Below are 26,434 nucleotides of genomic sequence, written 5' to 3'. Positions count from 1 at the left end.
GCCCCACCCGTCGAGGGCCTCATCGGCGGCGCTGACGTTCACTCACCAGCATCTTCCCGGCATGAGCGTGATCGCGATCGGCGGTGACGTCGACCGCACCAGCAGTGCGCGGCTGGCCGCCTACCTCGACCAGGTCCGCCGGCCGGGCGACCACGTGGTCCTGGACCTGTCCGAGCTGTCGTTCCTGGACAGCTCGGGCCTGCACGTGGTGCTGGCCTGCGCCCGCCGGTGCGCCGCCGAGGACGCCGGCGTGCACCTGGCAGCCGCGCACGGCGCGCCCGCCCGCCTCTTCCAGATCACCGGCGTGGACGCGCATCTGCCCGTCCACGGCACGGTCGAGGACGCCATCACCGCCGTCCTGACCGGCCGCCGTACCAGCTAGATCTCCGAGGTACGGGGGTTGCCGAAAGCGGGTGACGTTGTTGAACAGTGTCGGTCCGCGGGCGCGGAGGTAACGATGGCCGGTCAGCCGGCGGCTGCGCGGCCGGCCTGACGACCGGAGAACAGGCACCCCCCGAGGAAGGTGCCCTCCAGTGCGTTGTGGCCGTGGACCCCGCCGCCGCCGAACCCGGCCACCTCCCCCGCCGCGAACAGCCCCTCGACGGGCCGCCCGTCCAGGCCCAGAGCGCGCGAGTCCAGGTCGGTCTGGATGCCGCCGAGCGTCTTGCGGGTCAGGACGTGCAGCATGACCCCGATCAGGGGGCCGGCGGCCGGGTCGAGGATCCGGTGCGGCACGGCGACGCGGGCCAGCCGGTCGCCGACGTACCGGCGGGCGTTGCGGATGCCCTGGATCTGCGCGTCCTTGCTGTAGGGGTTGGCCAGCTGCAGGTCGCGCGCCTCGATCTGGCGGCGTACGAGGGCGGGGTCGAGCAGCGGCTCCTTGGTGAGCCGGTTCATCCCGGCCACCAGCTCCTCTAGCGTGTCGGCCACGACGAAGTCCGCGCCGTGCCGCTTGAAGGCCTCCACCGGGGCCGGGGCGCCCTTGCTGAGCAGCCGCTCCCGGAGGAAGCCCCGGCGGTCCCCGGCGGTGATGTCGGGGTTCTGCTCCGAGCCCGACAGCGCGAACTCCTTCTCGATGATCTTCTGGGTGAGCACGAACCACGAGTGGTCGTAACCGGTGCCCCGCAGGTGCCGCAGCGTGCTCATCGTGTCGTAGCCGGGCAGGCAGGGGTCGGGCAGCCGCCGTCCCAGCGCGTCGAACCACAGGGAGGAAGGGCCGGGCAGGATCCGGATGCCGTGTCCCGGCCAGATCGGGTCCCAGTTGCGGACGCCTTCGGTGTAGTGCCACATTCGGTCGCGGTTGACCAGCCGTGCCCCGGCCTGGGCGCTGATCTCCAGCATCCGGCCGTCGACGTGGGCGGGCACGCCGGTGAGCATGCTCTCGGGCGCGGCACCCAGTTGCTCCGGCCAATAGCGGCGCACCAGGTCGTGGTCACCGCCGATGCCGCCGCTCGTGACGATCACCGCCGGGGCGGTGAGCTCGAACTCGCCGATCTTGTCGCGGTTGGACGGGACTCCGCGTGGCGAGCCGTCCTCGGCCAGCAGCGTGCCGCGTACTCCCTGGACGGCGCCGCCTGCCACGATGAGCTCGTCGACCTGGTGGCGGTGGTGGAAGGCGACCTGCCCGCCGGCGGCGGCCTGCCGGACGCCGCGGACGAACGGCTCCAGCACGCCGGGGCCCGTGCCCCAGGCGATGTGGAAGCGCGGCACGGAGTTCCCGTGCCCGTCCGCGCGCAGGCCACCGCGCTCGGCCCAGCCGACGGTGGGCAGCAGCTTGACGCCGAGGCGGCCGAGCCAGGCGCGCTTCTCCCCCGCCGCGAACTCCACGTAGGCCCGCGCCCAGCGCACCGCCCAGGAGTCCTCGTCCTCGACGCGGTCGAACGCGGCGCTGCCCTGCCAGTCGTTCCAGGCCAGCTCGAAGGAGTCCCGTACGCGCAGCCGCCGCTGCTCCGGGGAGTTCACCAGGAACAGGCCGCCGAAGGACCAGAACGCCTGGCCGCCGAGATTGGCCGCGCTCTCCTGGTCGACCAGGGCGACCTTCTTCCCCTTGGCGACGAGCTCGCAGGTCGCCACGAGCCCGGCCAGGCCGGCCCCGACGACGATGACATCAGCGTTCATGCAGCGGTGATCCCGTCCCTGGTAGTCACGTTGGACACGCGGAGCCTAGATTCGGACGGTATGTCCGGTCAACGGCGGGACCAATGTCGCCCACGGTCGCCGGCTCGCCGAGCCGCCCGCGGTGAGCCCGGCCGCGGCGGCCCGCCGATGGCCGTCCCCGGATCCGCGCGCCGCGTCCAGGCCACGGGCCGGGCGCGCGGATCAATCCTGCAGGGCCGTGCGCAGCTTGGCGAGCACGGCCCGAAGGATGCGGGAGACGTGCATCTGCGAGATGCCGAACTCGGCGGCGATCTCGGACTGGGTCATGTTGCCGTAGAAGCGCATGAGCAGGATGTTCCGCTCCCTGTCGGGCAGCGCGTCGATGAGCGGCTTGATCGTGTGCTTGCCCAGCATGTTGTCCAGCGCGTCATCCTGCGCGGGCAGGAAGTCCCCCAGGTCGGCCGCGTCCTCCTCGCCGCCGATCGGAGCGTCCAGCGACAGGGTGTTGTACGCTGCGGACGCGTCGAGCGCGAGCAGCACGTCCTCCTCCGAGATGCCGATCTTGACGGCCAGTTCCGCCACGGTCGGCGAGTGGCCGAGCGTCTGCGTGAGCTCGGCGGTCACCTTGTTGAGCTCCAGCCGCCGCTCCTGGTACACGCGCGGGACCCTGATGGCCCACGTACGGTCGCGGAAGTGGCGCTTCACCTCGCCGACCATCGTGATCATGGCGTAGCCGCGGAACTCGTGCCCAAGCGCCGGGTCGAAGCCGTTGATGGCCTTCATCAAGCCGACGTACGCGGCCTGGCGCAGGTCCTCCGCGGGCTCGCCACGGTGGTAGTAGCGGCGCGTCACGTCGTTCACCAGGCCGGCGTACATGTCCACCAGGCGCTCACGGATCCGCACCTGGTGCCGCTCCGAGGTCCCCTGCCGGTTCATCTCGGCAAGGAGCTGCTCGGCCGTCATATCTTCGAGTGCGATCTCCAGGACTGCCATCTGATACTCCGGGAGTAAGTCTCAGGCGCCCCCGCGCATGGGAAAAGCCCAGGCAGAGGCACGCCACGTTGTCGTGAGTCGAAGCCCTCTGCTGGACTTCCGGATCAGTGATTCCCCATTGATCCTGATTTATCACCATATTAGATCACGAAACGGTCACTGCGCACCCCTTGGCGCTGCTCAGGGCCCCTGACCTGCGAGCCGCCGGATGACGTAGCGCTTGAACTCCGGCCCGTGCCGGGTGAACGGCGCGGCGAACCGGCCGGACTCGTGCCTGCGTCTCGCCGCCGGCCCGCAGGGCGTTTCGGTTCCATCGATTCGCGACGGCGCAGGGGTGGACGACCCCCGCCGGTCGGCGGAGAGTGGCGGGTGGACTCTCACCTCACGGCCGGCGCGGGCCCCACCTATCCCCCGCGCCCCTGACACCGAGGAGGAAGTATGCCCGCGAACCACCACGCCGAGCACGTCGGGAGCCTGCTGCGGCCGCCCGAGCTGCTGCGGGCCCGGGAAGCGCGCGAACGGGGCGAGCTGGGCGGCGAGGAGCTGGCGAAGCTGGAGGACGACGCGGCGCTGGCCGCGATCGAGCTCCAGCGTGAGGCCGGCATCGAGATCTTCACCGACGGCGAGGTGCGGCGGGCCACCTGGATGGCCGGGCTGCTGGAGTCGCTCGGCGGAGTGGTGCCCGCGGAGGCGCCCAGCTCCGCGTGGTTCAGGGACGACGGTACGATGCCGCCGCCCGAGGAGACCGCGTTCCAGATGGTGGCCGCCAACGCCAAGCTCACCCAGAAGGCGCACCTCACGGCCGTCGAGGCGGACTTCATGGCCCGGCACGCGCCCGGCCAGTTCAAGATCACGATGATGAGCGCCTCGATGGGCACCCTCCTGTGGCGGCCGGACCTCAGCCAGGCCGTCTATCCCACGCCCGGCGACATGATGCGCGACCTCGTCGCCCTGCGGATCAAGGAGATCGAGGGCCTGCTGCAGCGCGGGGTGACCTGGATCCAGCTGGACTCGCTGAGCTACAACTTCGTGATCGACCCGGACTTCCGCGCCCGCATGTTCGGCCCGGACGCGCCCAGCCCTGAGGTCCTCCTCGACGCGACGGTCTCGATGGACACCGAGCAGGTGCGCGCGGCCAAGGCCGCGATTCCCGACGTCACGGTCGGCATGCACATCTGCCGGGGCAACAACCGCAGCGCGTGGATGTCCAAGGGCGGCTACGAGCCCGTCGCCGAGCGGCTGTTCGGCGGGGTTCCGGTGGACCGGTTCCTGCTCGAGTACGACACCGAGCGGGCCGGCGGGTTCGAGCCGCTGCGGTTCGTCCCGCAGGGCACGACCGTCGTGCTGGGGCTGGTCTCCTCCAAGGTGCCGCGGCTGGAGTCGCAGGACGACCTGCGCCGCCGGATCGACGAGGCCGCCAAGTACGTGCCGCTCGAGAACCTCGCGATCAGCCCGCAGTGCGGCTTCGCGTCCACGGCCAGGGGCAACCTGCTCACGGTGGACGAGGAGCGGCGCAAGCTGGAGCTCGTCGTGGACACCGCCCAGAAGGTCTGGGGCTGACCACGGAACATCGAGGTGACCCGGCCCCGCGTGACCGGGTCACCTCGTACGAACGGCACGGCCGCGGCGTCCCGCCCGCCGAGCGGGTAGGCCCCTCAGCGGGAACTCGGCTGATGGGGAGGATCGACGTGATGTTCCCGGGCGAGGTCGTGCTGCGTGAACATGTCGATCAGGAGGCGGACGGGCAGGTTGGCCTCGGTCGGGTAGCGGAAGCTCTGGTCCAGGTTGAGGCTGTAGCGGTTGCGCCGCCCCACCCGCTCACGCGCCAGATAGCCGGCCTCGTGCAGGTCGGACACGATGCCCTGCACCGCCCGTTCGGTGATGCCGATAATGGCGGCCATGTCGCGCAGCCGCACCTCTGGATCGCGGGCGATCTCCAGCAGGACCCGGGCATGGTGGGTGAGAAAGGTCCACGAGGAGGAAGAACGGTCGTGGTAACTACTCACCAAATCTCACGCTCCTGGCCTCGGGCAGGGCCCCAGCCCTGCCATCGAGACATGAGGCTCTTACCCGAAAATCCTATAGCGAAGTGTTTTTCTGGTATCTGCCTTGCATATTAGTGTGCCCTTCGCCCAGAGCCTCAGATAGGGGGCCGTGCGGTTGTTTCGGTGCCGAAAGCCGGGTATGACCTTGTTCCGGAACCGGGCGAACGTCGCCATGGGTGACATCGGACCAGATCGTGAAGGGCCGAAAGGAGATCCACATGGAACAGCCGGGTATCGAAGGCCGGCAGGCCGGCGCGGACACCGGGCACGTCTCCTGCACCCCGACTCCAGCCGCTCAGCTCTTCGAGATCGCCGTGCTGGACTCCGCCTCCACCGATGAGCACGGGCGCGGGCACTGGCACACGATCGGCTGGGGGGTCGACCGGGCGCAGGCCGACAGCATCGCCGAGGCGTTCGTCACCCGGCCGATGTGCCCGTACGACGCCGCCCAGATCCGGCACAACGGCCTCCTGGTGGGCGAGCACCGCCGCCCGTCCGATTAGTCGAACGAGGGCAGTCGCAGGAGCCGCAGCAGGCGGCGCATCGGACATGGTGGTGGCTCCTGGTACGTCGTCAGCGCCGGAAGGCCGCGGCATGATCGGCCGCCCACTCGGCGAACGTGCGCGCCGGACGGCCCAGGACCTTCTCCACGTCTCCGGTCACGGGATGCTGCTGCTGGCCGGCGTATCGGGTGTACCTGTCCATGAGGGCCCGGACAAACGGCTCGGGCAGCCCGTTGCCGGCCAGGTGCCTGGCGATCGCCTCCGGCGGCACCTCCTCGAAGCGCAGCGGCCTGCCGATGGCCGCGCCGATGACGGCCACCATCTCCTCGTGCGACAGCGACCCCGGGCCGGTGAGCTCCAGCCGCCGGCCGGCCACCTCGCCGGTGAGCAGCGCCCTGGCCGCGACCTCCGCGAGGTCCCGCTCGTCGATCGGCGACTCCTGGAACGCCGCGTACACGTACCGGACGACGTCGCCCGCGCGGATCTGGCCGCCCCACGCCTGCAGGGCGTTGGAGGCGAAGGCGCTCGCCCGCAGGCTGGTCCAGTCCAGGCCGCTGGCGACGGCGGCCTCCTCGGCCTCCTTGTTGCGGTCGCCGCGCAAGCGGGAGGGCTGCAGGTCGAGCGGGTCGTCGATGTTCATCGCCGACAGGGCGACCACCCGCCGGGCGCCCCGCTCGGCGGCGAGGGCGAGCAGCCGGTCCGCGGCCGTGCCGATGGTCCGCGCGTGCAGGAAGACCGCCTCGACGCCGCCGAGGTGCGGCGCGACCGTGTGCGGCCGGGACGGATCGCCCTCGACGACCTCGACCCCGGCCGGCAGGCCGCCCTGCTCCGGGGTACGGGTGACGGCGCGGACCCGGGCGCCCGCGCCGACGAGCCGCTCGACGACGAGACGCCCGACGGCGCCGGTCGCTCCGGTTACCAGAATCATCACTTCTCACCCTTTTCGAACGGGTAGCCGGGCAGCGCGTCGAAGCGCTCTTCCTGGGTCCGGAGCACGCGCGCGTGCTGTGGTGTGCTGACGGTCACGATCTCTCTCGCTCTCTAGGAGACTTCCGCCTCTGAGAGGAGTCGCGGCGACCGGAGTGTGACAATCGCGCCGGAAATGTGAGCCGGGCCTCAGTCCGAGGCGATCACGCCCGCAGGAGCGTGCCGGCGCGCGCGGGATCGACATGGTACCGATCGGTTCGTATTTGCTGCTACGCTCTGCCGAACCGATCAGTTCGATCTCTCGGGAGCACCCATGGCGGACCCGCTCATCACCGATCCCATCGACACGACCGGGCCGCGTGCCGCCACGGTGCCGCTGACCTTCGCCGGCGCGGGCGCGAAGCTGCTGGGTGTCCTGCATGTCCCCGCAGGCCCCGGGCCGCACCCGGTGGTGATCCTCCTGCACGGTTTCCCGGGCAACGAGCGTAATTTCGACCTGGCGCACGCGGCGCGCCGGGCAGGGTACGCGACGCTGGTGTTCCACTACCGCGGCTCGTGGGGCATGGGCGGATCGTGGTCGTGGACGCACGTCCTGGAGGACTCCGCCGCGGCCGTGGCGGCCATGCGTGACCCCGGGACCGTCGCCGCCCACCGGCTGGCCCCGGACCGGCTGGCGGTCATCGGGCACAGCCTCGGCGGGTTCGCCGCCCTGATGACCGCGGCGGCCGATCCGGCCGTCGTGGCCGCCGGTTCCGTGGCCGGCTTCGACTTCGGCGCCGTCGCCGCCCTCTGCCGCGCCGACCCTGCCCTGGGCGCCTCGTACGTCGAGGCGTGGCGGGACGAGCTGCTCCCCCTGACGGGAACCAGCGCCGAGGCGCTGTTCGCCGAGATGGAGAAGGCGGGCGCCGCCTGGAGCCTGGCGGGGCAGGCCGCCCGCCTGGCCGGCCGTCCGGTGCTGCTGATCGGCACCGGCCGGGACCCTGTCACGCCCGCCCCGCTGCATCATCGGCCGCTGGTCGAGGCGTACGAGGCGCAACCCGGCCTGCGGCTCGAACATCACCTCTTCGACACCGACCACGCACTGGCCGATCACCGGGTGGCGCTCGCCCGGACGGTGATCGGCTTTCTCGACCGGCACCTGCACGCCACCTCGTGACGCTTGCGTGGCCGGCTCAGCCGGACGTGGGCTGCGGCTCGTCGTACTCGACCGCGTAGTCGTGCTGCGAGCGGTCCTTCAGCGCGAACGCCGCCGCGACGCTGATCAGCGAGCAGATCGCCATGTAGATCGCGATGGCGAACGAGCTCTGGTAGGTCGCGTACAGCCAGACGGCGATCAGGGGCGCGGGGCCGCCCGCGGTCAGCGAGGCCAGCTGGTAGCCGAGTGACGCGCCGCTGTAGCGGAGCCGGCCGGTGAAGCTCTCGGCGATGAACGTGGCCTGCGGGCCGTACTGGATGTCGTGGATCGGCGCGGCCAGCACGATGGCCAGGAAGACCAGCGACGGGACGCGGGTGTCCAGCAGCGGCCAGTAGATGAAGGACCAGACCACCATGGCGGCGGCGCCCACGATGTACAGGCGCCTGCGGCCCACCAGGTCGGAGATGTAACCCCAGAACGGCACGGTGAACAGCGAGACCACGCCCGCGACGATGACGTACGTGTAGACGTCGCCCGGCGCGAAGCCCAGGGTCTTGGTGGCGTACGTCAGGATGAAGACGGTGAAGACGTAGAACGGCGCCTGCTGCCCGGTGCGCAGCAGCGCGCTGAGCAGGATCTCCCGCCAGTTCCTGACGATGACCTCGCGCACGGGGACGCGCTCGACCCTGTTCTCCGCGAGGACCTTGGTGAAGACCGGCGTCTCCAGGATGCCCAGCCTGATGTAGAGGCCGACGGCGGCCATCACGATGCTGAGCAGGAACGGGATGCGCCAGCCCCAGTAGGGGTCGATCGGCTGGAACACCTGCAGGGCCAGGTAGCCGAGCACGAGCCCGACGGGGACGCCGAACTGCGGCCAGCTGCCGAGGAAGCCCCGCCGCCCGCCGCGCGACTTGCCCCACTCGGTGGCGAGCAGGACAGATCCGCCCCATTCGCCGCCGACGCTGATGCCCTGGAGCAGGCGCAGGAGGGTGAGCAGGATGCCGCCCCAGATGCCGATCTGCTCGTACGTGGGCACCAGGCCGACGAGGGCGGTGGCGATGCCCATGGTCAGCAGGGTGATGATCAGGGTGGCCTTGCGGCCGATGCGGTCGCCGTAGTGGCCGAAGATCGCCGCGCCGATCGGCCGGGCGGCGAAGCCGCCGAAGTAGGTGCCGAGCGCGAGCAGGAGGCCCGTGGTCGGATCGCTCGTCGGGAAGAACAGCTCCGCGAAGATGGTGCTGGCGGCGAAGCCGTAAAGGAAGAAGTCGTACCATTCGATCGAGGTGCCCACGGCGGAGGCGATCACCGCCCGGACGAGCTGTCGTCTCTTCTGCTGACCTGTCGCTTCGAGCGCCTGCTCCTCCACCATCTACCGCTCCTCCGGTAGGTCCCGCTTTCCCGCGACGCTACCTGAAGTATGTCCGGCGGTCACCAGGCAGATTTCGCGCGAAATGGAATGTCCGTCTTCGCGGTGTCCGGTACGGCTTCCGTACGGGCTGGGTTCAGGGTGGCGTGCGCGGGTAGCGGGTGGGCCACGAGGGTGCCGGGAGGAGGGCCTAGCGATGCGTCCCATCGTCTCTGCCGTGATCGTCATGGCCATGGCCGCCATGGGCTGCGCGGTTGCGGGATTCGACACCAGCGCGAACAACGTACCGCAGAACGAAGGGGCCAACCTCAACGTCGGGGGGGTCCTGCACGTGCGCAACGTCTTCCTCCTGAGCGGCACCGACCCGGCCTCGCCCGCCCCGCAGCAGGTCCTGTACGCGGTGCTGATCAACAGTGGTCACCAGCCGGTGCGGCTGGAGCGGATCACCGTGGAAGGGGGCGGCTCGGTCCAGCTCGCGGGCCCCGTGACCCTGCCTCCCGACCAGCCCGTCGGCACCGGCGGGCAGCCCATCGGCACGGTCAGCGGGATGAGCGGGCTGCGCGGCAGCGTGGTACCGATGACCTTCATCTTCAGCGGCGCCGATCCGGTACGCGTGAACGTGCCGGTCAAGACGAAGACCGGCCACTACGCCAACCTGACGCCCTCGCCGGGCGGCGCTCCCTCACCCACCGCCCCGCCGAGCCCTTCGCCCGCGGGGACCCCGTCACCGAGCCCGCCGCCCGCAGGCACCGAGTCGCCGAGCCCGTCGCCGACGTCGCCGACGTCCTAGGCACGCGCCGGGGTCGAGTGCCCGGACATCCGCCGGCACGCCGGCTTACCGGCCGAGCTCCCGTCCTCACCATGCCGCCGATCAACCTGTGATCGCATCTATACACCTAACCAAGCGCTTGCTACGCTCCGCCCATGGTGTCCACGGTGATCTGGGGTACCGGCAACATCGGCCGCGCGGCCATCCGCGCCGTCGAGGCCCATCCGGCACTGGAACTCACGGCCGTACTCGTCCATGACCCGAGCAAGACCGGCCGCGACGCCGGCGATCTAGGCGGTCTCGGCCACGGGACCGGGGTGGCGGCCACCACCGACATCGACGCGGTCCTGGCCACCGGACCCCGCGCCGTCGTCTACGCCGCCTCCGGCGACATCCGCCCGGACGAGGCGCTGGCCGACGTCACCCGGGCGATCCGGGCCGGAGCCGTGGTCGTCACCCCCTCCCTCTACGCCCTCTACGACCAGCGCAACGCCCTGCCCGAGTTGCGCGAGGCAGTGCTGGCCGCCGTCAAGGACGGCGGCGGCTCGCTGTTCGTCTCCGGCGTCGACCCCGGCTGGGGCAACGACGTGCTGCCCCTGCTGATCAGCGGCCTCGGCACCACCGTGGACGTCGTCCGCTGTCAGGAGATCTTCGACTATTCCACGTACGACCAGCCCGACTCGGTCCGCTACCTGGTCGGCATGGGCCAGCCGATGGACTACGAGCCGCCGATGATCGCGCCCACGGTCCCGTCCATGGTGTGGGGTGGTCAGGTACGGCTGATGGCCAGGGCACTCGGGGTCGAGCTCGACGAGATCCGCGAGACCGTCGACCGCCGCCCGCTCGACGCGACGGTGGCCACGGAGTCGATGGGCGAGTTCGAGGCCGGCACCCAGGGAGCGGTGCGGTTCGAGGTGCAGGGCGTCGTCGAGGGCGAGCCCCGCATCGTCGTCGAGCACGTCACCCGCATCCACCCGTCCTGCGCGCCGGACTGGCCGTCCCCGCCCGGCGGCGGCGACGGGGCGCACCGGGTGATCATCGAGGGCCGCCCGCGCATCGAGGTCACGGTCGAGGCCACCGACGAAGGGGGCAACCGCTCCGCGGGCGGGAACGCCACCGCCGCCGGCCGGCTGGTGAACGCCATCGACTGGCTCGTGGACGCGGAGCCGGGACTCTACGACGCGCTCGACGTACCGCTGCGCCCCGCGACCGGCAGACTCGGAAGGAAGCATCCGTGATCATCGACATCCCCGAGGACAAGGACGCGATCGAGTACGTGTGGGGCGAGATGGTCCCCGGCATCGGGGTCGCCGCCTCGAACTTCTCGCTGTCGGTGTACGCGCACACGACGCTCGGCCTGCGCGAGTTCGAGGCCGCGCGACTGCGGATCGCGCAGCTCAACGGGTGCGCCTTCTGCCTCGACTGGCGTACGGAACGGGACGGGCAGAAGGTCGAGGAGGGCTTCGACGACGCGGTGGCGCAGTGGCGGACCACCGACGCCTTCGACGACCGCACCCGCCTGGCCGCCGAGTACGCCGAGCGGTACGCCCTGGACCACCACGGCCTCGACCAGGAGTTCTGGTCGAGGATGACCGCGCACTACAGCCAGGCCGAGATCGTGGAGCTGAGCATGAGCATCGGCTCCTGGTGGGCGTTCGGCCGGCTCAACCACGTGCTGGGCCTGGACACCGTATGCGTGCTGCCCTCCGGCCCGTCGCCCGCCGGCAAGCGTCGATGAGAGTGAGGAACCACCCATGAGCGACAACCTCTCGCGCCGTGGATTCATCGCCGGCGCCGGCTCGGCCCTGGGCGTCGCGGCCCTCGGCGTCCGCGCCACCGCCGCCCAGGCGGCCGCTCCGATCGCCGACGGCGCGCACGTCGCGGCCCTGGTGATCGGCACCGGATACGGCGGCTCCGTCGCCGCGTTACGCCTGGCCCAGGCGGGCGTCGACGTCCACATGATCGAGATGGGCATGGCCTGGGACACCCCGGGCGCCGACGGCAAGATCTTCTGCAACACGCGGGAGCCGGACTACCGGTCGTACTGGCTGCGCACGAGGACCAAGGCCCCGCTCAACTATTTCCTCGGCTTCCCGATCGACCGGGACATCCCCCGCCACACCGGCGTCCTGGACGCCGAGGAGTTCGGCGGCATCACGGTCTATCAGGGGCGCGGCGTCGGCGGCGGCTCGCTGGTCAACGGCGGCATGGCGGTCACCCCCAAGCGGGAGAACTTCGCCGCCGTGCTCCCGTCGGTCAACGCCGACGAGATGTACAACGTCTTCTACCCGCGCGCCAACGCCGGGCTCGGCGTGGCCACCATCGACCCCGCATGGTTCGAGACCACCGCCGCCTACCAGTACGCCCGCGTCGGCCGCAAGCACGCCCAGCGCTCCGGCTTCCCGTTCGTGTTCGTGCCCGACGTGTACGACTGGGACTACATGAAACAGGAGGAGGCCGGCACGGTCACCAAGTCCGCGCTGGCCGGCGAGATCCTCTACGGCAACAACCACGGCAAGAAGTCGCTGCAGAAGACGTACCTCGCGCAGGCGAAGGCCACCGGCAGGGTCGCCATCTCGCCGCTGCACAAGGTCACCTCCGTCGCCCCGGCGGCCGGCGGCCGCTACACGGTGGTCATCGAGCAGATCAACACCAGCGGGAACACCACGGCCACCAAGACCGTGACCGCGGACCGGGTGTTCTTCGCCGCCGGCAGCGTCGGCACCAGCAAGCTGCTGGTCAGGCTGAAGGCCACCGGCGCGCTGCCGAACCTGAACGGCGAGGTGGGCAAGGGCTGGGGCGACAACGGCAACGTCATGTGCGGCCGCGCCAACCACATGTGGGACCCGACCGGCAGCCTCCAGTCGGCCATCCCCTGCTGCGGCATCGACAACTGGTCCGCCGGGGGCGCGTTCGCCGAGGTCGCACCGCTGCCCACCGGGATCGAGACGTTCGCGTCGTTCTACCTGTCGATCACGAAGAACCCGAACCGGGCCCAGTTCTCCTGGAACGCGGCGGCGGGCAAGGTGGACCTGAACTGGCAGGCGGCCTGGAAACAGCCGTCCATCGACATGGCCAAGACGATCTTCGACAAGATCAACGCCAAGGAGGGGACGATCTACCGTACCGACCTGTTCGGCGTCTACAAGATCTGGGGCGATCACCTCACGTACCACCCGCTCGGCGGCGCGGTCCTGAACAAGGCCACCGACAACTACGGCCGCCTGACCGGCCATCCGGGCCTGTACGTCATCGACGGGTCGCTGATCCCCGGCAACACCACCGTCAACCCGTTCGTCACCATCACGGCGCTCGCCGAACGCAACATCGAGAGGATCATTGCAACCGACCTGTGAGGGCTGGCACAGCGCCGGTCCGTCGTTCACGATGAAGGGCCGGATCAACCATCACAGGAAGGTCGAAGCCATGCGTTTACGTGCCTGGCCGGCGTTGGGCGTCATGGTCGCCGCCGGCCTGCTCACGGCCCAGCCCGCGGTGGCGGCCCAGGCGGTGGTGAAGTTCTACGCCGACTCGGGGGATTCCTGCCGGCGCGGGGCCGCGGAGGGCACCCTGGACTGGGTGACGGGGCCTGTCGTCAGGCCGACCGTGAGGGTCGACGGCTACCTGGCCGATGACCCCGTCAACGCGCCCTGCGCCCCGGACGGGATGCTCTCCAGGGCCACCTTCAGCGCCTACAACGGCGACACCCTCGTCGACTCCGAGGCCGTCAAGGCCGACGACCAGCGGATCTCGCTCTCCTTCGCGCTGTCGGATCCGGCGGGGGTCACCGCCATCGATCGCGTCGTCGTACAGGTGTGCCGGTTCAGTGCCACACCGATCGGGATCAGTTACTGCGGCAAGGCCGCGGAATACAAGATGCCCTGACCGCCGTCGGCTGCGCGCATCCGGCGGGGCGCGCAGCCATCGGACAGTCGTCCGCGTAACGACCGGACGGAAACGCCACCGTAACATCGGAGCCTCTCCGCCTCCCCGTATCCGCGGTTGGGGCCGGGTACCACTATGCTCGCCCCGCCCGCCGCTGTGCGGACAACAGACCATCACGGTCTAGAGTCGGATCGGCGGAATCCGAGCAGGGAGGCGTTCCATGGCACGTGCTGACACCGGCCCCGATTTCATCGAGGCGCTGGCCCGCGGCCTCGATGTCATCAGGGTGTTCCAGCCGGGCCGGCCCGTCATGTCGCTGACCGAGGTGGCGACCGCCGCGGGCCTGGCCCGGCCCACCGCTCGCCGCATCCTGCTGACCCTCCAGGAGCTGGGCTACGCCAGGAGCGAGCACGGTGGCTACGCGCTCACGCCGCGGGTGCTGGAGCTGGGGATGTCGTACGTGCGGTCGATGGGGCTGTGGGAGGTGGCCCGGCCGCACATGGAACGGCTGGTGGCGCAGACCCACGAGTCGTCGTCCATCGCTCAGCTCGACGGGTCCGACATCGTGTACGTCGCCCGCGCCGCCGTCCCCAAGATCGTCACCCTGTCGGTGCAGATCGGGACCCGGTTCCCGGCCCTGCAGACATCCCTGGGCAAGGTGCTGCTGGCCGCGCTGCCGCCCGCCCAGGTCGACCGCGTCCTCGCGGAGCCGAGCCGCTCCGGCGTCGAGCCGCGCTGGCGCCCGGACCTGGCCGAGCGCGAGGCGGCGCTGCGCGAGGTCCGGGCGAAGGGGTGGGCGTTGACGGACGAGGAGCTCGCGCTCGGGATCCGCAGCGTGGCCGCACCGCTCCGGGACGGGCTCGGCAACGTCATCGCCGCGATCAACGTCAACGCACATGCGGCGGAGACCTCGGTGGAACGCCTGGCCGAGGAGCATCTACCGCTCCTCCTCAGGACAGCAAGCGCCATCAGCGCCGACTGGGCCCTGTACGAATCGGTCCCCCAGGTCACCCTGACCTCCTGACCACCACCGCCCCGCACCACCGGCCGACGCGGGCGGCGCGGGGTCAGGGCGGTTGTGGTGTCAGGACGAGGCGGCCCGACGTGGCGCCGGTGGATTGGCGGTGCCAGGCCGTTGCGATCTCATCGAGCGGCACCGTCTCACAGGCCACGGCGAGTCGGCCGAGCGCCGCCAGTTCCGCGACCCTTCCGACGGCCATGGCGCGCTGCTCCTTGGTCAGCTCGTTGTTCGTGTAGCCGAGCACCCGCAGCGACCGGCTGCGCAGGGTCGAGGAGTCAAGCGGGCACGTCTCCCCCGCCGAGCTACCTAGGTTGACGAGCCGCCCGGATGGCCGCAGGGTGCGAGCGGCCGCGGCGGCGGGAGCACCGAAGAGCGGGTCGAGCACCAGGTCCACAGGTCCGTCGCAGGCAGCAGCCAACCGGGCGGCCAGCTCCGCCACGTCGTCCGTGTCGAGCGCGACCACGGCGTCCGCGCCCGCCTGCTTCGCCCGTTCCCGCCCGGCGGCGGAGCGGGCCGCCGCGACGACCCGCCGCGCTCCCGCGACGCGGGCGAGCTGGACGGCGGCCTGCCCGACGACGCCCCCGGCGCCCAGCACCAGCACCTGCTCACCAGCGGCGAGCTCGCCGCGCCAGGTCAGCGCCATGTGGGCGGCGACGGCGGACAGCCCCAGCGCGGCGACGGCGACCGGGTCGGCTCCGGCAGGCAGTTCCACGAGGTCGTCGGCGGGTACGGAGGCCAGCTCCGCCATGCTGCCGTCGCCCGGAGCCATCCCCGCGGCCGTGGCGAACCACACGAGCGTCCCGTCGCCGAGCGTCCCCACACCCTGAACGCCGGGAACGTACGGGGTGGCCGGGGTCCCGAAATAGGAGGCGCCGCCCGCGCACAGCAGGTCGAGCGGGGTGATGGGCGCGGCGAGCACCCGCACCAGCCGCTCCCCCGGCCCGGGCTCGGGCGCCGCCAGGTCGGCCGCCCGGGGTGGCCGGCCGCAGGTCTCGATCTGTACGGCGCGCATCACGTGGCGATGTCCGGGTACGGCAGGCTGTTGTGGGCCAGCCGCCGCGCGTACTCCAGCTGAAACCCCAACGGCTCCTCGTAGTCGCGCTCGAACATCGCGATGAACAGCGTGAGCGTGAGAAACGGATGCGCCCCCAGCTCGAACAACTTCGGGTAGTCGTGCGTGGCCAGCGCCTCCCGCTCGATGCCGTCGAATTGGAGCCACGTGGACGACTCGCCGGTGTGGCAGCCGAGGATGCGGTTGGCGTACTCGGCCTCCCACCACTCGACCGTGGACCGCGGCTCCTCACGGTACCGTTCGACCAGCTCGGGGTCGCGATCCACGGTGAACAGGAACTTGTTCAGCAGATACTTGCTCATGAGCGACCGCCTCCGTCCGGGTACCACGTGAAGTACGCCTCCATGGTGTGGAACAGGTCGTAGGTGTCGACGTAGTCGGCCTTCCGGCCCTCGCCCGCGACGCCCATCATCAGCATGAAGTCCATGAACCCGTGGGTGGCGTTGCCCGGCAGGTGCAGGCTGTCGAGGGTGACCTCGGCCAGGCAGCCCTCGATGTCCCCCGAGGAGATCCACTCGACGGCGCGCCGGTCGAACTCCGGGTCGGGCCCGTGGGGACCGAACTGGCGGGGGCCGCCGAGCTCGAGCGACAGGTGCCCGGTGCCGATGACCGCGACCCGCTGGTCCGCCGGCCACGACTCGACGAGCTGCCGGATCGTCCGCCCGAGGTCGACGAACCGCTTCGGCCGCGGCAGCGGCGGGGCGAAGATGTTGGTGTAGATCGGCACGATCGGCAGGTCGTTCTGCGGGCGCAGGGTGATGATCGGGCAGGTGATCGAGTGGTCGATCCGCAGCTCGTTGGAGAACGCCAGGTCGAACCCGGCGTCGAGGCCCTCGCGCAGCACGTACGCCGACAGGTCCTCCTGCCCCTTGAACAGCATCCTGGGCAGGCCGAACTCGCGTTCCTCGTTGGAGAAGTTCGCGTCGTAGAAGGGCGCCTTGCCGACCAGGAACTGCGGCATGTTGTCCAGCCAGAGCTGGTGGAAGTGGTCGGAGCCGACCATGACCAGCACGTCGGGTCTGGCCCTGGTCAGGGTCTCGCGGAACGCCTCGACCTTGCGTACCCACTCGTCGGCGAACGGCGGCCGGTCCTCGCCGGTGGCGGTGGAGGCGCGGTAGTAGAAGGGATGGTGGGTGGACGCGATGACGGCGACGAGTTCAGCCATGTATACCTCCGTCGGCGTAGGTGCAGAAACCGCTAGCTGCGGTGAGCCGCTGAACGCGGCTCACCGTATGGCTCGGGGGCGATGGATCGGTTGTTCAGGTCCACCGACAGGAAGATGTCGTTGGCCACGGGATGGCGTAGCTCTTCGGCGAGCTGGCCGATCAGCCCGGCGGTCCTGGCCAGCAGGGCGAAGGCGCGCAGCAGCTCCAGCGGCAGCCCCAGATCGGCCAGCGCCGCCCCGCACACTCCGGCCCCGTTGAGCGGCAGGGTCCGGCCCAGCACCTGCGGGTGGACGCGGCCGATGGCGGCGAACAGCGACAGGTGCGGCCCGTACAGGCCCTCCTCGGTGGCGATCTGGAACAGCCGCAGCGTGCGCGGGTCGCCGTCCTTGTGCACGTGGTGGCCGAGGCCGGGGATGAGCTTGCGCTGCTCGCGCCGGGCGCGGACGGTCTCCAGGGCGAGGGCGTCCCAGCCGGCGTCGTCGTCCGGGAGCGGGTGCTCGCGCAGCACCTCGTTCAGGAAGCGGCCGCAGTCCTCGGTGACGCCGAGGAAGCGCGAGCCGCCGCCGAGCAGCCCGGCCGCCAGCGCCCCCTGTACGGAGTCCGGCGCCGACAGGTACGTCAGCCGCGTCACGATCGCCGTCGGCGTGAACCCGTGATCGGCCAGGGCTGCCAGCACCGCCTCGAACACGCGGGTCTCACCGGCCGTCGGCCTGCGCTGCGCGGCCAGCCAGAACGCCAGCTCGCCGAAGCCCACCTGGCCCATGACGTCCTCGGCCAGGTCCTGCCCGAGCAGCGTGATCGCCTCCCGTGAGGACGCCCCGAGCGCCGTCGGGTAATCCCGCTGCGTGCCGGACTCGGGCACATCGGACTGCGTGCCGGACTCGGGCACATCGGACTCCGTCACGCCCGACCTCCTTCCTCGGACCCGTCCGGTCCTTCCGCGAGCCCGTCCGGTCCTTCCCCGGAATCGGCCGGTCCTTCACCGGGTCCGGCGAGCGGACCCACCGGCCCGGACAGCCACTTGCGCAGCTCCGCGCCGTGCTCGTCGAGCTCCGGTGGCGGCAGCGTATAGCCGACCGGCGTCTCTGAGAACCGGATCGGGTGCCGCGTCGTCGGCACGGCCCGCTCCCCCTCGCCCACCTCGACGACGGGATCCAGCCCGAACCGCTCGGCCATCGCGAACCCTCCGTCGATCGTGTTGATCGGCCCGCTCGGCACCCCGGCCTCGACCAGCAGCTCGAACCACTCCACAGCGCCCCGCGCAGCCAGCCGCTCCACCAGGATCGGCCGCAGCTCCGCACGGCGTGCCGTGCGATCGGCGTTGCGGGCGAAACGCGGATCGTCGGCGATCTCCGGAATGCCGAGCACCTCGCACAATTTGCGGAACTGGCCGTCGTTGGCGGCGGTGACGATGAGGTCGTTGTCCGCGGTCGGCAGCGGCTCGTACGGGAACACGCTCGGATGCGCGTTCCCCATCCGGTACGGCACCACCCCGCCCGCCACGTACGCGGAGCTGTGGTTCACCAGCCCGGTCAGCGCCGACGACAGCAGGTTCACCTCGACGTGCTGCCCCCGCCCGGTGGCCTCGCGGTGGCGCAGCGCCGCCAGGATGCCGATGACCGCGTGGTTGCCCGCCATCACGTCGAACACCGAGATCCCGGCCCGGTACGCCGGCCCGTCCGGATCCCCGGTGAGGCTCATCAGCCCCGACATGGCCTGCACCATCAGGTCGTAGCCCGGCACCCGCGCCCCGGCCCCCGACCCGAACCCGCTGATGGAGGCGTACACGACACCGGGATTGCGGGCGCTGACGGAGGCGCGGTCGAGGCCGTACTTGGCCAGCCCGCCCGGCCGGAAGTTCTCGATCAGCACGTCCGCGCGCCTGGCCAGCTCCCTGGCCGTCTCCGCGTCGGCCTCGTCGCGCAGATCGAGCGCGATCGACCGCTTCCCCCGATTGACCCCGAGATAGTACGTGGACACCTCGCCCCGCACCGGCGGCGTCCACCCGCGGGTGTCGTCCCCGTTGGGCCCTTCGACCTTGACGACGTCGGCGCCCAGGTCCGCCAGCAACATCGTGGCGTAGGGCCCGGCCAGGATCCGGGAGAAGTCGGCCACCAGCACGCCGGACAGCGGCCCGGCCGAGGCCGGTCCGTTCGACATGGCGTCGTCTGTCATCCGACTCCCCTTCATGTCTACGTTCATTCAGCGGACAATTGTCCGTAATCGCGATTCTGGCACATCCTCCGCGCGTTGGGCCAGGATGATCTGCACTCTTGACACCAGCCCAAGCAATCGTAGAGTTACGGCGAACAGCATGACCGTGCAGCGGACAACCGTTCGGAAAGATCCGCTGCCCCGTGCGGTGAGGAGTTCATCGATGAGCGAGCGGACCGAGTTCGCGGCCGGACGGCCTGTGGTGCTGCGCGGTGGCACGGTGCTGCCGATCGACGGCGGGCGCACGGTGCTCGAACGCACCGACGTCCTGGTGACCGGCGACAGGATCGCCGCGGTCGGGCCCGATCTGGAGGCGCCGCAGGACGCCGTCGTGATCGACGCGTCAGGCGGCATCGTCATGCCCGGCATGATCGACACCCATCGGCACATGTGGCAGACCGCGATGCGCGGATACGGCGCCGACTGGACGCTCACGCAGTATTTCGTCTGGTTCTATCTGGAGCACGGCAAGCTGTTCCGGCCCGAGGACGTGCACGCTGGCAACACCCTCGCCGCGATCGAGGCGCTCGACGCCGGCGTCACGACCGTCGTCGACTGGTCGCACGGCCTGCGGACGGTGGACCACGCCGACGCCGCGGTCGACGCGCTGCGGGCGGTGCCGGGCCGGTACGTGCTCGCGTACGGCAACATCCAGCAGCCGCCCGCCGAGTGGACGGCCGCGCCCGAGTTCCGCGACTTCGTCCGCCGCCGGATCACCGGCGACGACATGCTGAGCTTCCAGCTCGCCTTCGACGTGCTCGGCGACCCGGCCTTCCCGGAGAAGCCCGCGTTCGAGGTGGCGCGGGAGCTGGGGGCGCCGGTCACCACGCACGCCGGCGTGTGGGGCGCCACCAGCGACGACGGCATCCGGCTCATGTACGAGCACGGCTTCATGACCCCCGAGACCATCTACGTGCACGCCGCGTCGCTGTCGGCCGACTCCTACCACCGCATCGCCGCCACCGGCGGCTCCATCTCGGTCTCCACCGAGAGCGAGCAGAGCGCCGGCCAGGGCTACCCGCCCACCTGGGTGGTACGCGCCCACGGCATCCCGGTGTCGCTGTCCATGGACACCAGCGTGTGGTGGAGCGGCGACCTGTTCTCCGCCATGCGCACCACCCTCGGCGCCGACCGGTCCCGCGAGCACATGGAGGCGCACGCCAAGGGCGACACCGTCACGCACTGCGGGCTGCGCGCCGACCAGGTCGTCGAGTGGGCCACCAAAGGCGGCGCCCACGCACTCGGCCGCGACGACCTGGGCGTCATCGCGGCGGGCAAGAAGGCCGACCTCGTGCTCATCAAGAACGACCGCTCGCCCGTCTCGTTCCCGCTGCTCAACCCGTACGGCCACGTCGCGTTCCAGGCACAGCGCGGCGACGTGCACACGGTCCTGGTCAACGGGCGAGTGGTCAAGCACGAGCACGAGCTGGTCGGCATCGACCTGGCCGCGGCGCGCCGCCAGGTCGAGCGCACGGTCGAGTACCTCCGTTCGGAGATGGGCGAGGAGGCCTGGCAGAACGGCATGAACCCGGACATCCCCGCGACGAAGATCCTCGACAACCCGTACACGTACACCGACTACCGCAGCGACGCGACGCACCGCCTCTGAGCCCGGCCACGCCTGCGCGGCACCGCCTCCAGCGCCTGCCTTCCGCTGGAGGCGGTGTCATGGCAAAGCCGTTCAGCGGCAGAACGGTGCCATGCCGAGCACGGATTTGACGCCGCCGAGCAGGTGCTGGACGAAGTACTGGTCGCCCTCCATGGGTTCGTCGGTCCATGCCTTGACGTCGTGGCCGAGGGTGGTGAGCCAGGCCTTGCCGCCGTCGTAGTACTGGCACCAGCTGACCGGGTGGTCGTCGCCGTGGCCGGGGTGGCCGAGGCTGCCGCGCACGCCTCGGGCCAGGGTGCTCTCGTCCACCTCGGCCAGCACGCGGACGCGGGTGGGGTACGGAATGAGGTTGTACCACTCGTCGGTGAAGGCCCAGCGCTGCGGCAGGCCCTGGGTGGAGGCGTCGCGCCGGTTGACGGTGACGACGGTGCCGGGCTGGTTGGGGCCGTGGTCGTAGAAGTTGGCGTTGCCGAGCAGGCCCTCGTACCAGGGCCAGTTGTATTCGGTGCCGAAGGCGTTGTGCACGCCGATGAAGCCGCCGCCGGCGCGGACGTACTGCCGCAGGGCGGTCTGCGCCGCGTCGTCGAGGGTGTCGCGCGTGGTGCTGAGGAACATCACGGCGTTGTAGGGAAGCAGCCGGCCCGCAGACGACAGCTGGGTGACGTCCTCGGTGTAGTCGACCGCGAACCCGTTGTCCTGCCCCAGCTTGAGCACGGCCTTGACGGCGACGTTGTCGTCGTTGAGCGGTGGGTTCAGGCCGGGGCCGAGCGGGGTGCCGAGGTGGGCGTGGCGGGAGGCGGCCGTGCGGCTGTAGACGAGCAGGCGGTAGCCCTTGGCGGGGTCGAAGTTGCCCCAGTCGTGGTAGCAGCGGGGGTCGACGCCCCGGCAGACGCCGTAGTCGGGGTCGCCGAGGTTCTGCGCCCCCTTGTCGTGTTCGCGGGAGGCCGAGGAGCTGGGGGCGGTGGCGGTGAGCAGCAGTGCCGCCGCACCGGCGAGGGCGGCGATCGATAAGACGCGCATGAGCACCTCACATGCTTCGATCCGCTTCGTGGACCGGACAGTCCACTGCTTCGGACTTTGAGCGTAACCAGCGATCGCGGTGGCGATGATCTCAGGCGCCGGCGCCGCGCAGGTAGGCCACGACCGCGTCCCCCACCATCCGGCGCAGCCGCTCGCGGTGTTCCGGCGCGGTCATGTCGCGTCCGAACAGCGCGCCGAACGTGTGCTGGTTGGCCACCCTGAAGAAGCAGAACGAGCTGATCAGCATGTGCACGTCGATGGCGTCGGCCTCGGTGAGGAAGTCACCCGACTCCTGCCCGGCGTCGAGGATGCGCGAGATGAGGTCGAGCACGGGCGTGCCGAGGTTGGCCAGCGCCGCCGACTTGCGGATGTGCTCGGCCTGGTGGATGTTCTCGATCGCGACCAGCTTGATGAAGTCGCGATGCAGGTCGTGGTGGTCGAAGGTGAGCTCGGCCAGCGCGCGGATGGCCTCGACCGGGGCCAGGTGCTCCACCTCGATCACCCGCTCCATCTCCCGGACCTCGGCGTAGGCCTTCTCCAGGACCGCGATGTAGAGCCGCTCCTTGCTGCCGTAGTAGTAATAGATCATGCGCTTGGTGGTGCGCATGCGGGCGGCGATCTCATCCACCCGAGCCCCCGCGTAGCCGTGGCGCGCGAACTCCTGCTGGGCGACCTCCAGGATCTCCGCCTTGGTGCGCTCGGCGTCCCGCCGGCGTTCGGCGGCGGCGGGCTGAGAGGTCATTCGCTCATCCTAGTGATGGGGCTAGCATCGGCGGATGCCCGAGCCACCGCCGCCACCAGACCGCCGGACGCCGCTCTCATCCGAGCGGGCGTCGCCGCCGGCCATGGGCGGGCCGCCCAGCATCTTGCGCTGGGCGCGGCGGCTGGTCGCCGTCCTGATCAGTGTGCTCGCGCTGCTCGGCGCGGTGCGGCTGGTCGTGCCTGCCACCGCGGGTCCCGAGGGCGAGCCGCCCGGGGTCAGACGGCAGTTGGCGTTCCTGCGTCCGGCGCTGGAAGCCGGTGCCGGTGACGAGGCGCAGCAGTTGTTCCCAGAGGGCTACTTCTTCGCGCACGCCCTGTACGGCCTGACCTGGGTCGAGCTGGGCATGCGCGAACCGCCAGGCGATCGGCGGGCGACGGCGTTGCGGGAGGCGCGATGGTCGCTGGCACGCCTGGACTCGCCCGACGGCCGCGCCCCGTTCAGCCAAGACCTCACCCCACCGTACGGCGTCTTCTACCAGGGCTGGTGCAACTGGCTGCGCGGCGGCGTCCTGAGCCTGCAGCCGGCCGACCGGCGCGACCCCGCCGAGCTACGCCGCTTCGCCGCCGACTCGGCCGCGCTCGGCAGGGCCTTCGACGCGTCCAAGACCCCGTACCTGGAGGCGTACCCGGGCCAGGCGTGGCCGGTCGACTCGACTGTGGCGGTGGCGTCGCTGCGCCTGCACGACACCCTGCTGCCACCCCGGTACGCCGCCACCACCGAACGCTGGCTCCGCGAGGTGCGCCGGCGTCTCGATCCGCGTACCGGGCTGCTCCCGCACCAGGCCGACCCCGGCACCGGCGATCCCGCCGAGGTCGCCAGGGGCACCTCGCAGAGCATCATCCAGCGCTTCCTCGTCGACATCGACCTGGCCTTCGCCCGCGAGCAGTACACGCGGTTCCGCGACCGCTACGTCGTCTCCCCGCTCGGCCTCGGACCCGCCGTACGGGAGTACCCCGACGGGATGGACGGCCCGGCCGACGTCGACTCCGGCCCGCTCCCGCTCGGCGTGAGCCTGTCGGCGAGCGCCGTCACCCTCGGCGCGGCGCAGGTGCACGCCGACGCCCCGCTCGCCACGGCCATGGCGAACTACGGCGAGCTGGCCGGCCTGCCCATCGACACCCCGTCGACCAAGCGTTACGCCTTCGGGCTGCTCCCGATCGGGGACGCGTTCCTGGCCTGGTCGAAGAGCGCGCGGCCGTGGGTGGCGCAGGTGCCCGCCCCGCCTCCTGCGAGCATCTCGTGGTGGTGGCGAGCGCCCTTGCTGGCGGTGCTGGCGGTGCTCGGCGCCGTGCCGTGGCTGCCCGTGCTGCGCCGCCGTCTGTCGAGACGCCGTTTGCGCGCCTGGCGGCCTAGCGATCGCTCCACTTGATCTCGTAGGGCTTGAGCGCGTACTCCGTGCCGTCCACCGTCGTGGTGACCTGCGCGTCCGTGGTGTTGACCAGCAGCAGCCGGTCGGGCTGGGCCAGCACGCGGACCTTCGGGTCGGAGGAGGCGACGTCCTGCACCTCTGCCCCGGCAGGGAACCACTTGGCGAAGGAGCTCACCAGCTTCCCCGTCGGGCGCTGGGCGCCGGTCTTCGGGTCCCACATGCAGGCCCGGCAGGCGCCGCTCTTGGCCTGCGGGTTCCAGTAGAGCGCCGTGGCGGCGCCGCTCTTGGCGAACTCCATCATCGAGGCGGCCTGGACGGCGAGCCGCTTGTTCTCCGGCCATTTGGTGCCGTCTTCGGGCTCGATATACCACTCCGACCACCAGACCGGCATGTCGTCGGTCTTCTCGCGCAGCCATTCGGTGACCGCGCTGAACTTGCTCAGCGCGCCGAACTCGTCGGGCAGCAGCTCGTGGGCGTCGGTCGGCGAGGCGCCGTCGACGACGATGAAGTCGGCGCCCTTCTTGTTCTCGTACCAGTAGTTGAAGGCGTCCAGGACGTTCTGGTTGACGACGCCCCAGTCGCCGCGCAGCTCGGAGTCACCGCTCTTGTTGCTGTCGAACCCGAGGTACGGTCCGCCGATCTTGGCGTCCGGCCGGACGGCCTTCACCGCGTCGTAGACCTTGTTGTACAGCTGCGTGTAGCCCTTGTAGTCCGCGGGCTTCGAGTGGTCCTTCCAGAAGCCCTTGAACTCGTTCCAGACGAGGAAGTAGTCGACGTCGGAGTATCTCTTGGCGACGGTCGCCGCCAGCTTGGCGTAGTCGTCGAAGTGCTGCGGATAGGGGGCGTCCTCCAGGTGCTCCTTCCACCCCTCCGGCGAGGTCATGCCCTCGGGGCCGCCCTTCATCCAGTCGGGGGCGCAGCAGAGCGTGATGATCTGCGTGCCACCGGACTGCTTCATGAAGTTGGTCCGGCTGTCGAGGTCCTCCCAGGCGTAGTCCTGCCGCGTGGGCTGCGGGTTGAACGCGCCGAAGCCCATGATGTGCTGGTTCTGCAGCATCGGCGTCTGGGCCAGCGACTCCGCCACGGCCTGCTCGAACCGCGGCGTGATGTTGTTGGCGCTGATCCCCGTGTGAGTGAACCCCCAGCGCGGCCAGTCCGGGTCCACCCCCGCCGGTTTCTGGGCTTCGGCGGGTTTCGCAGGCGACTGCTGTGCCTCCGAGGTCGCGGGATCCGATTCGGACGGTACGGCGGGCCCCGTCGCGCAGCTCGCGACGACAAGCACCAGTGCGGCTAAGCCGATCGTCCGGAACGGACGCCTCCAAAGCGATTTCCCGCTGACCGATAACACCTGGACTTCACCTGTTCCTCATGATTTGTCTGGTTGAGAGCATGGCAGGGCAAGGGCCGGAGCGGTGACCCGCGACCCGATTCGTAGGCAAGGCGTTACCGTCGGTCGCACCCCCTAGGCCGGCCGCACCCGCAGGTCGGCGAAGAGCGCCCGGTGGTCGGACCCGGGAACGTCGTGGATCTGCACGCCGACCGCCCCCGCCCGGCCGTCGGTGAGCACGTGGTCGATGGCCACCAGCGGCGGGAATCTGCGCATCGGCCAGGTCGGCACCAGCCCCTGCCCGGTGGCCGCCGCCGCGTCGGTGTAGCCGGTGCCCAGGAGCCGCCGGAACACGGCATGGTCGAGCGTGGCGTTGAAGTCGCCCGCCAGGATTCGCGGCGCCCCGGACGAGGGGGCGGGCGGCAGCGTGCCCACCCCCGCCTCCCACTCCGGCACCGTCGAGGGCACCGGCGCCACCGGGTGCACGACCACCACCTCCACGGCCGGCCCGCCGGGCAGCGCCACCTCCGCCACCGGCATGCGGTGCCCGACCGGCTGGAACACCCCGGTACGCTCGCGCAGCGGGTAGCGCGCGTAGACGCCGCTGCCCACCGGACCCCGCGTGTCCGGCTTGGTCACCTCGTACGGCAGCAGCCCCGCCAGCCCCGCTGCCGCCAGCCGGTCACGCGCCGAGAAGGTCAGCTCCTGCAGACTGAGCACGTCCACGTCCAGCCTGCGCACCAGATCGACGATCGTCTGGGCGTCCCCGCGCCCGCCGTTGAGGTTGGCGGTCAGCACCCGCAGCGGCCGCCCCTCGGCGGAGCCGGAGGCCGCGACCGCCCGCGGCACGACGCTCCAGGCCAGGCAGGCGCACACCGCCAGCATCACGGCGATCGCCGCCCGAGTGCGCGTGCCGATCGCCACCCCCAGCACCACCAGCGCGGCGACCGCGAAGTACGGCGTGAAGGAGACCAGCGGCACCAGCAGAGCCCCCGACTCCAGGCCGCCCGCCCGCACGGCCGTCCCCGCCGCGAACAGCACCGCCACCCCCACGGTCAGCCGCGCCGTCCACCTGCGCCGGGGCCGGCTCCGCACCGCCTCGTCCGCGAGGTGTTCCATCAGCACGGCCACGAACTTAGACGGTCATCATGAG

At 70.9% G+C, this 26,434-nt stretch carries 26 protein-coding genes; 12 read left to right on the top strand and 14 right to left on the bottom strand.

Going from position 1 to position 26,434, the window contains the following annotated elements; all coding sequences use genetic code 11:
• The coding region (locus EJK15_RS35830) for an STAS domain-containing protein (RefSeq protein ID WP_138714912.1) at window positions 1–382 on the top strand (382 nt) is incomplete at its 5' end.
• A gap of 83 nt (window positions 383–465) precedes the next feature.
• Here the strand turns inward: EJK15_RS35830 and EJK15_RS35825 are convergent.
• Complete coding sequence (locus EJK15_RS35825; RefSeq protein ID WP_138714911.1) at window positions 466–2,118, bottom strand: FAD-binding dehydrogenase; 1,653 nt, start codon at window positions 2,116–2,118, stop codon at window positions 466–468.
• A gap of 201 nt (window positions 2,119–2,319) precedes the next feature.
• Window positions 2,320–3,090, bottom strand: a complete 771-nt coding sequence (locus tag EJK15_RS35820) for a SigB/SigF/SigG family RNA polymerase sigma factor (RefSeq protein WP_138714910.1) — start codon at window positions 3,088–3,090, stop codon at window positions 2,320–2,322.
• Between the two features lie 438 nt (window positions 3,091–3,528).
• Here EJK15_RS35820 and EJK15_RS35815 point away from each other — a divergent pair, with 438 nt between their 5' ends.
• The gene (locus tag EJK15_RS35815) at window positions 3,529–4,650 is read left to right on the top strand and encodes a uroporphyrinogen decarboxylase/cobalamine-independent methonine synthase family protein (protein ID WP_138714909.1); all 1,122 of its coding nucleotides are present in this window, start codon (window positions 3,529–3,531) and stop codon (window positions 4,648–4,650) included.
• Window positions 4,651–4,745: 95 nt separating this feature from the next.
• Here EJK15_RS35815 and EJK15_RS35810 read toward each other — a convergent pair whose 3' ends face one another.
• Window positions 4,746–5,096 carry a helix-turn-helix transcriptional regulator gene (locus tag EJK15_RS35810; RefSeq protein ID WP_138714908.1) on the bottom strand — a complete coding sequence of 117 codons (351 nt, stop codon included), beginning with the start codon at window positions 5,094–5,096 and terminating at the stop codon, window positions 4,746–4,748.
• A gap of 257 nt (window positions 5,097–5,353) precedes the next feature.
• On the opposite strand from EJK15_RS35810, the gene EJK15_RS35805 reads away from it, so the two are divergent.
• The gene (locus EJK15_RS35805) at window positions 5,354–5,638 is read left to right on the top strand and encodes a hypothetical protein (RefSeq protein WP_138714907.1); all 285 of its coding nucleotides are present in this window, start codon (window positions 5,354–5,356) and stop codon (window positions 5,636–5,638) included.
• A gap of 70 nt (window positions 5,639–5,708) precedes the next feature.
• On the opposite strand, the gene EJK15_RS35800 is transcribed toward EJK15_RS35805, so the two are convergent.
• A complete protein-coding gene (locus EJK15_RS35800) occupies window positions 5,709–6,566 on the bottom strand; it encodes an NAD(P)H-binding protein (protein WP_206061297.1) in 858 nt (285 codons plus the stop codon).
• A 312-nt stretch (window positions 6,567–6,878) separates the two neighbouring features.
• Between EJK15_RS35800 and EJK15_RS35795 the strand changes: the two genes are divergently transcribed.
• Window positions 6,879–7,721: an alpha/beta hydrolase family protein gene (locus EJK15_RS35795; RefSeq protein WP_138714905.1), complete on the top strand. Its 843-nt coding sequence runs from the start codon at window positions 6,879–6,881 to the stop codon at window positions 7,719–7,721.
• Between the two features lie 16 nt (window positions 7,722–7,737).
• On the opposite strand, the gene EJK15_RS35790 is transcribed toward EJK15_RS35795, so the two are convergent.
• Window positions 7,738–9,069 carry an MFS transporter gene (locus EJK15_RS35790; RefSeq protein WP_138714904.1) on the bottom strand — a complete coding sequence of 444 codons (1,332 nt, stop codon included), beginning with the start codon at window positions 9,067–9,069 and terminating at the stop codon, window positions 7,738–7,740.
• A gap of 193 nt (window positions 9,070–9,262) precedes the next feature.
• Between EJK15_RS35790 and EJK15_RS35785 the strand changes: the two genes are divergently transcribed.
• From EJK15_RS35785 to EJK15_RS35760, 6 genes are all read left to right on the top strand, one after another.
• Window positions 9,263–9,856: a copper chaperone PCu(A)C gene (locus tag EJK15_RS35785; RefSeq protein ID WP_138714903.1), complete on the top strand. Its 594-nt coding sequence runs from the start codon at window positions 9,263–9,265 to the stop codon at window positions 9,854–9,856.
• A gap of 134 nt (window positions 9,857–9,990) precedes the next feature.
• Entirely contained in the window at window positions 9,991–11,073 is a 1,083-nt protein-coding gene (locus EJK15_RS35780) for an NAD(P)H-dependent amine dehydrogenase family protein (RefSeq protein WP_138714902.1), read from the top strand.
• Entirely contained in the window at window positions 11,070–11,573 is a 504-nt protein-coding gene (locus EJK15_RS35775) for a carboxymuconolactone decarboxylase family protein (RefSeq protein WP_138714901.1), read from the top strand. Before EJK15_RS35780 ends, EJK15_RS35775 begins: the two co-directional genes overlap by 4 nt.
• A gap of 16 nt (window positions 11,574–11,589) precedes the next feature.
• Complete coding sequence (locus EJK15_RS35770; RefSeq protein WP_171074714.1) at window positions 11,590–13,191, top strand: GMC oxidoreductase; 1,602 nt, start codon at window positions 11,590–11,592, stop codon at window positions 13,189–13,191.
• A 70-nt stretch (window positions 13,192–13,261) separates the two neighbouring features.
• Window positions 13,262–13,720 carry a hypothetical protein gene (locus EJK15_RS35765; RefSeq protein ID WP_138714900.1) on the top strand — a complete coding sequence of 153 codons (459 nt, stop codon included), beginning with the start codon at window positions 13,262–13,264 and terminating at the stop codon, window positions 13,718–13,720.
• 220 nt (window positions 13,721–13,940) lie between these two features.
• Window positions 13,941–14,744: an IclR family transcriptional regulator domain-containing protein gene (locus EJK15_RS35760; protein WP_138714899.1), complete on the top strand. Its 804-nt coding sequence runs from the start codon at window positions 13,941–13,943 to the stop codon at window positions 14,742–14,744.
• A gap of 43 nt (window positions 14,745–14,787) precedes the next feature.
• Here EJK15_RS35760 and EJK15_RS35755 read toward each other — a convergent pair whose 3' ends face one another.
• The 5 genes from EJK15_RS35755 to EJK15_RS35735 are packed head-to-tail and all read right to left on the bottom strand — an operon-like array spanning window position 14,788 to window position 19,154.
• Complete coding sequence (locus EJK15_RS35755) at window positions 14,788–15,753, bottom strand: quinone oxidoreductase family protein (RefSeq protein ID WP_138714898.1); 966 nt, start codon at window positions 15,751–15,753, stop codon at window positions 14,788–14,790.
• Window positions 15,753–16,115 carry a hypothetical protein gene (locus tag EJK15_RS35750; protein ID WP_138714897.1) on the bottom strand — a complete coding sequence of 121 codons (363 nt, stop codon included), beginning with the start codon at window positions 16,113–16,115 and terminating at the stop codon, window positions 15,753–15,755. The genes EJK15_RS35755 and EJK15_RS35750 overlap by 1 nt, the downstream gene beginning before the upstream one ends.
• Window positions 16,112–16,978, bottom strand: coding sequence for a DODA-type extradiol aromatic ring-opening family dioxygenase (locus tag EJK15_RS35745; protein ID WP_138714896.1), 867 nt, complete (start codon window positions 16,976–16,978; stop codon window positions 16,112–16,114). Before EJK15_RS35745 ends, EJK15_RS35750 begins: the two co-directional genes overlap by 4 nt.
• Before the next feature lie 32 nt (window positions 16,979–17,010).
• Complete coding sequence (locus tag EJK15_RS35740) at window positions 17,011–17,883, bottom strand: citryl-CoA lyase (RefSeq protein WP_240777429.1); 873 nt, start codon at window positions 17,881–17,883, stop codon at window positions 17,011–17,013.
• On the bottom strand, window positions 17,880–19,154 hold the full coding sequence (locus EJK15_RS35735; RefSeq protein ID WP_240777428.1) for a CaiB/BaiF CoA transferase family protein: 1,275 nt from the start codon (window positions 19,152–19,154) through the stop codon (window positions 17,880–17,882). The genes EJK15_RS35740 and EJK15_RS35735 overlap by 4 nt, the downstream gene beginning before the upstream one ends.
• A gap of 202 nt (window positions 19,155–19,356) precedes the next feature.
• Here EJK15_RS35735 and EJK15_RS35730 point away from each other — a divergent pair, with 202 nt between their 5' ends.
• Entirely contained in the window at window positions 19,357–20,802 is a 1,446-nt protein-coding gene (locus EJK15_RS35730) for an amidohydrolase family protein (protein WP_138714895.1), read from the top strand.
• Between the two features lie 72 nt (window positions 20,803–20,874).
• Here the strand turns inward: EJK15_RS35730 and EJK15_RS35725 are convergent, their stop codons facing one another.
• Both EJK15_RS35725 and EJK15_RS35720 read right to left on the bottom strand, forming a co-directional pair.
• Window positions 20,875–21,822 (bottom strand): ThuA domain-containing protein, encoded by a 948-nt coding sequence (locus EJK15_RS35725; protein WP_138714894.1) that lies wholly within the window; start codon window positions 21,820–21,822, stop codon window positions 20,875–20,877.
• A gap of 91 nt (window positions 21,823–21,913) precedes the next feature.
• Complete coding sequence (locus EJK15_RS35720; protein WP_138714893.1) at window positions 21,914–22,564, bottom strand: TetR/AcrR family transcriptional regulator; 651 nt, start codon at window positions 22,562–22,564, stop codon at window positions 21,914–21,916.
• A 34-nt stretch (window positions 22,565–22,598) separates the two neighbouring features.
• On the opposite strand from EJK15_RS35720, the gene EJK15_RS35715 reads away from it, so the two are divergent.
• Window positions 22,599–23,954, top strand: a complete 1,356-nt coding sequence (locus tag EJK15_RS35715; RefSeq protein WP_206061296.1) for a hypothetical protein — start codon at window positions 22,599–22,601, stop codon at window positions 23,952–23,954.
• Here the strand turns inward: EJK15_RS35715 and EJK15_RS35710 are convergent.
• Window positions 23,935–25,119: a glycoside hydrolase family protein gene (locus EJK15_RS35710; protein WP_138714892.1), complete on the bottom strand. Its 1,185-nt coding sequence runs from the start codon at window positions 25,117–25,119 to the stop codon at window positions 23,935–23,937. The two genes, EJK15_RS35715 and EJK15_RS35710, sit on opposite strands and share 20 nt — an antisense overlap.
• A 297-nt stretch (window positions 25,120–25,416) precedes the next feature.
• Window positions 25,417–26,400, bottom strand: coding sequence for an endonuclease/exonuclease/phosphatase family protein (locus EJK15_RS35705; protein ID WP_240777431.1), 984 nt, complete (start codon window positions 26,398–26,400; stop codon window positions 25,417–25,419).
• Between the last annotated feature and the right edge of the window lie 34 nt (window positions 26,401–26,434).

The organism is Nonomuraea basaltis (assembly GCF_005893125.1).
GTDB classification, from domain to species: Bacteria; Actinomycetota; Actinomycetes; order Streptosporangiales; family Streptosporangiaceae; genus Nonomuraea; species Nonomuraea basaltis.
The sequence above is the reverse complement of the archived record's forward strand: the minus strand, read 5'-3'. Positions and strand labels throughout refer to the sequence as shown.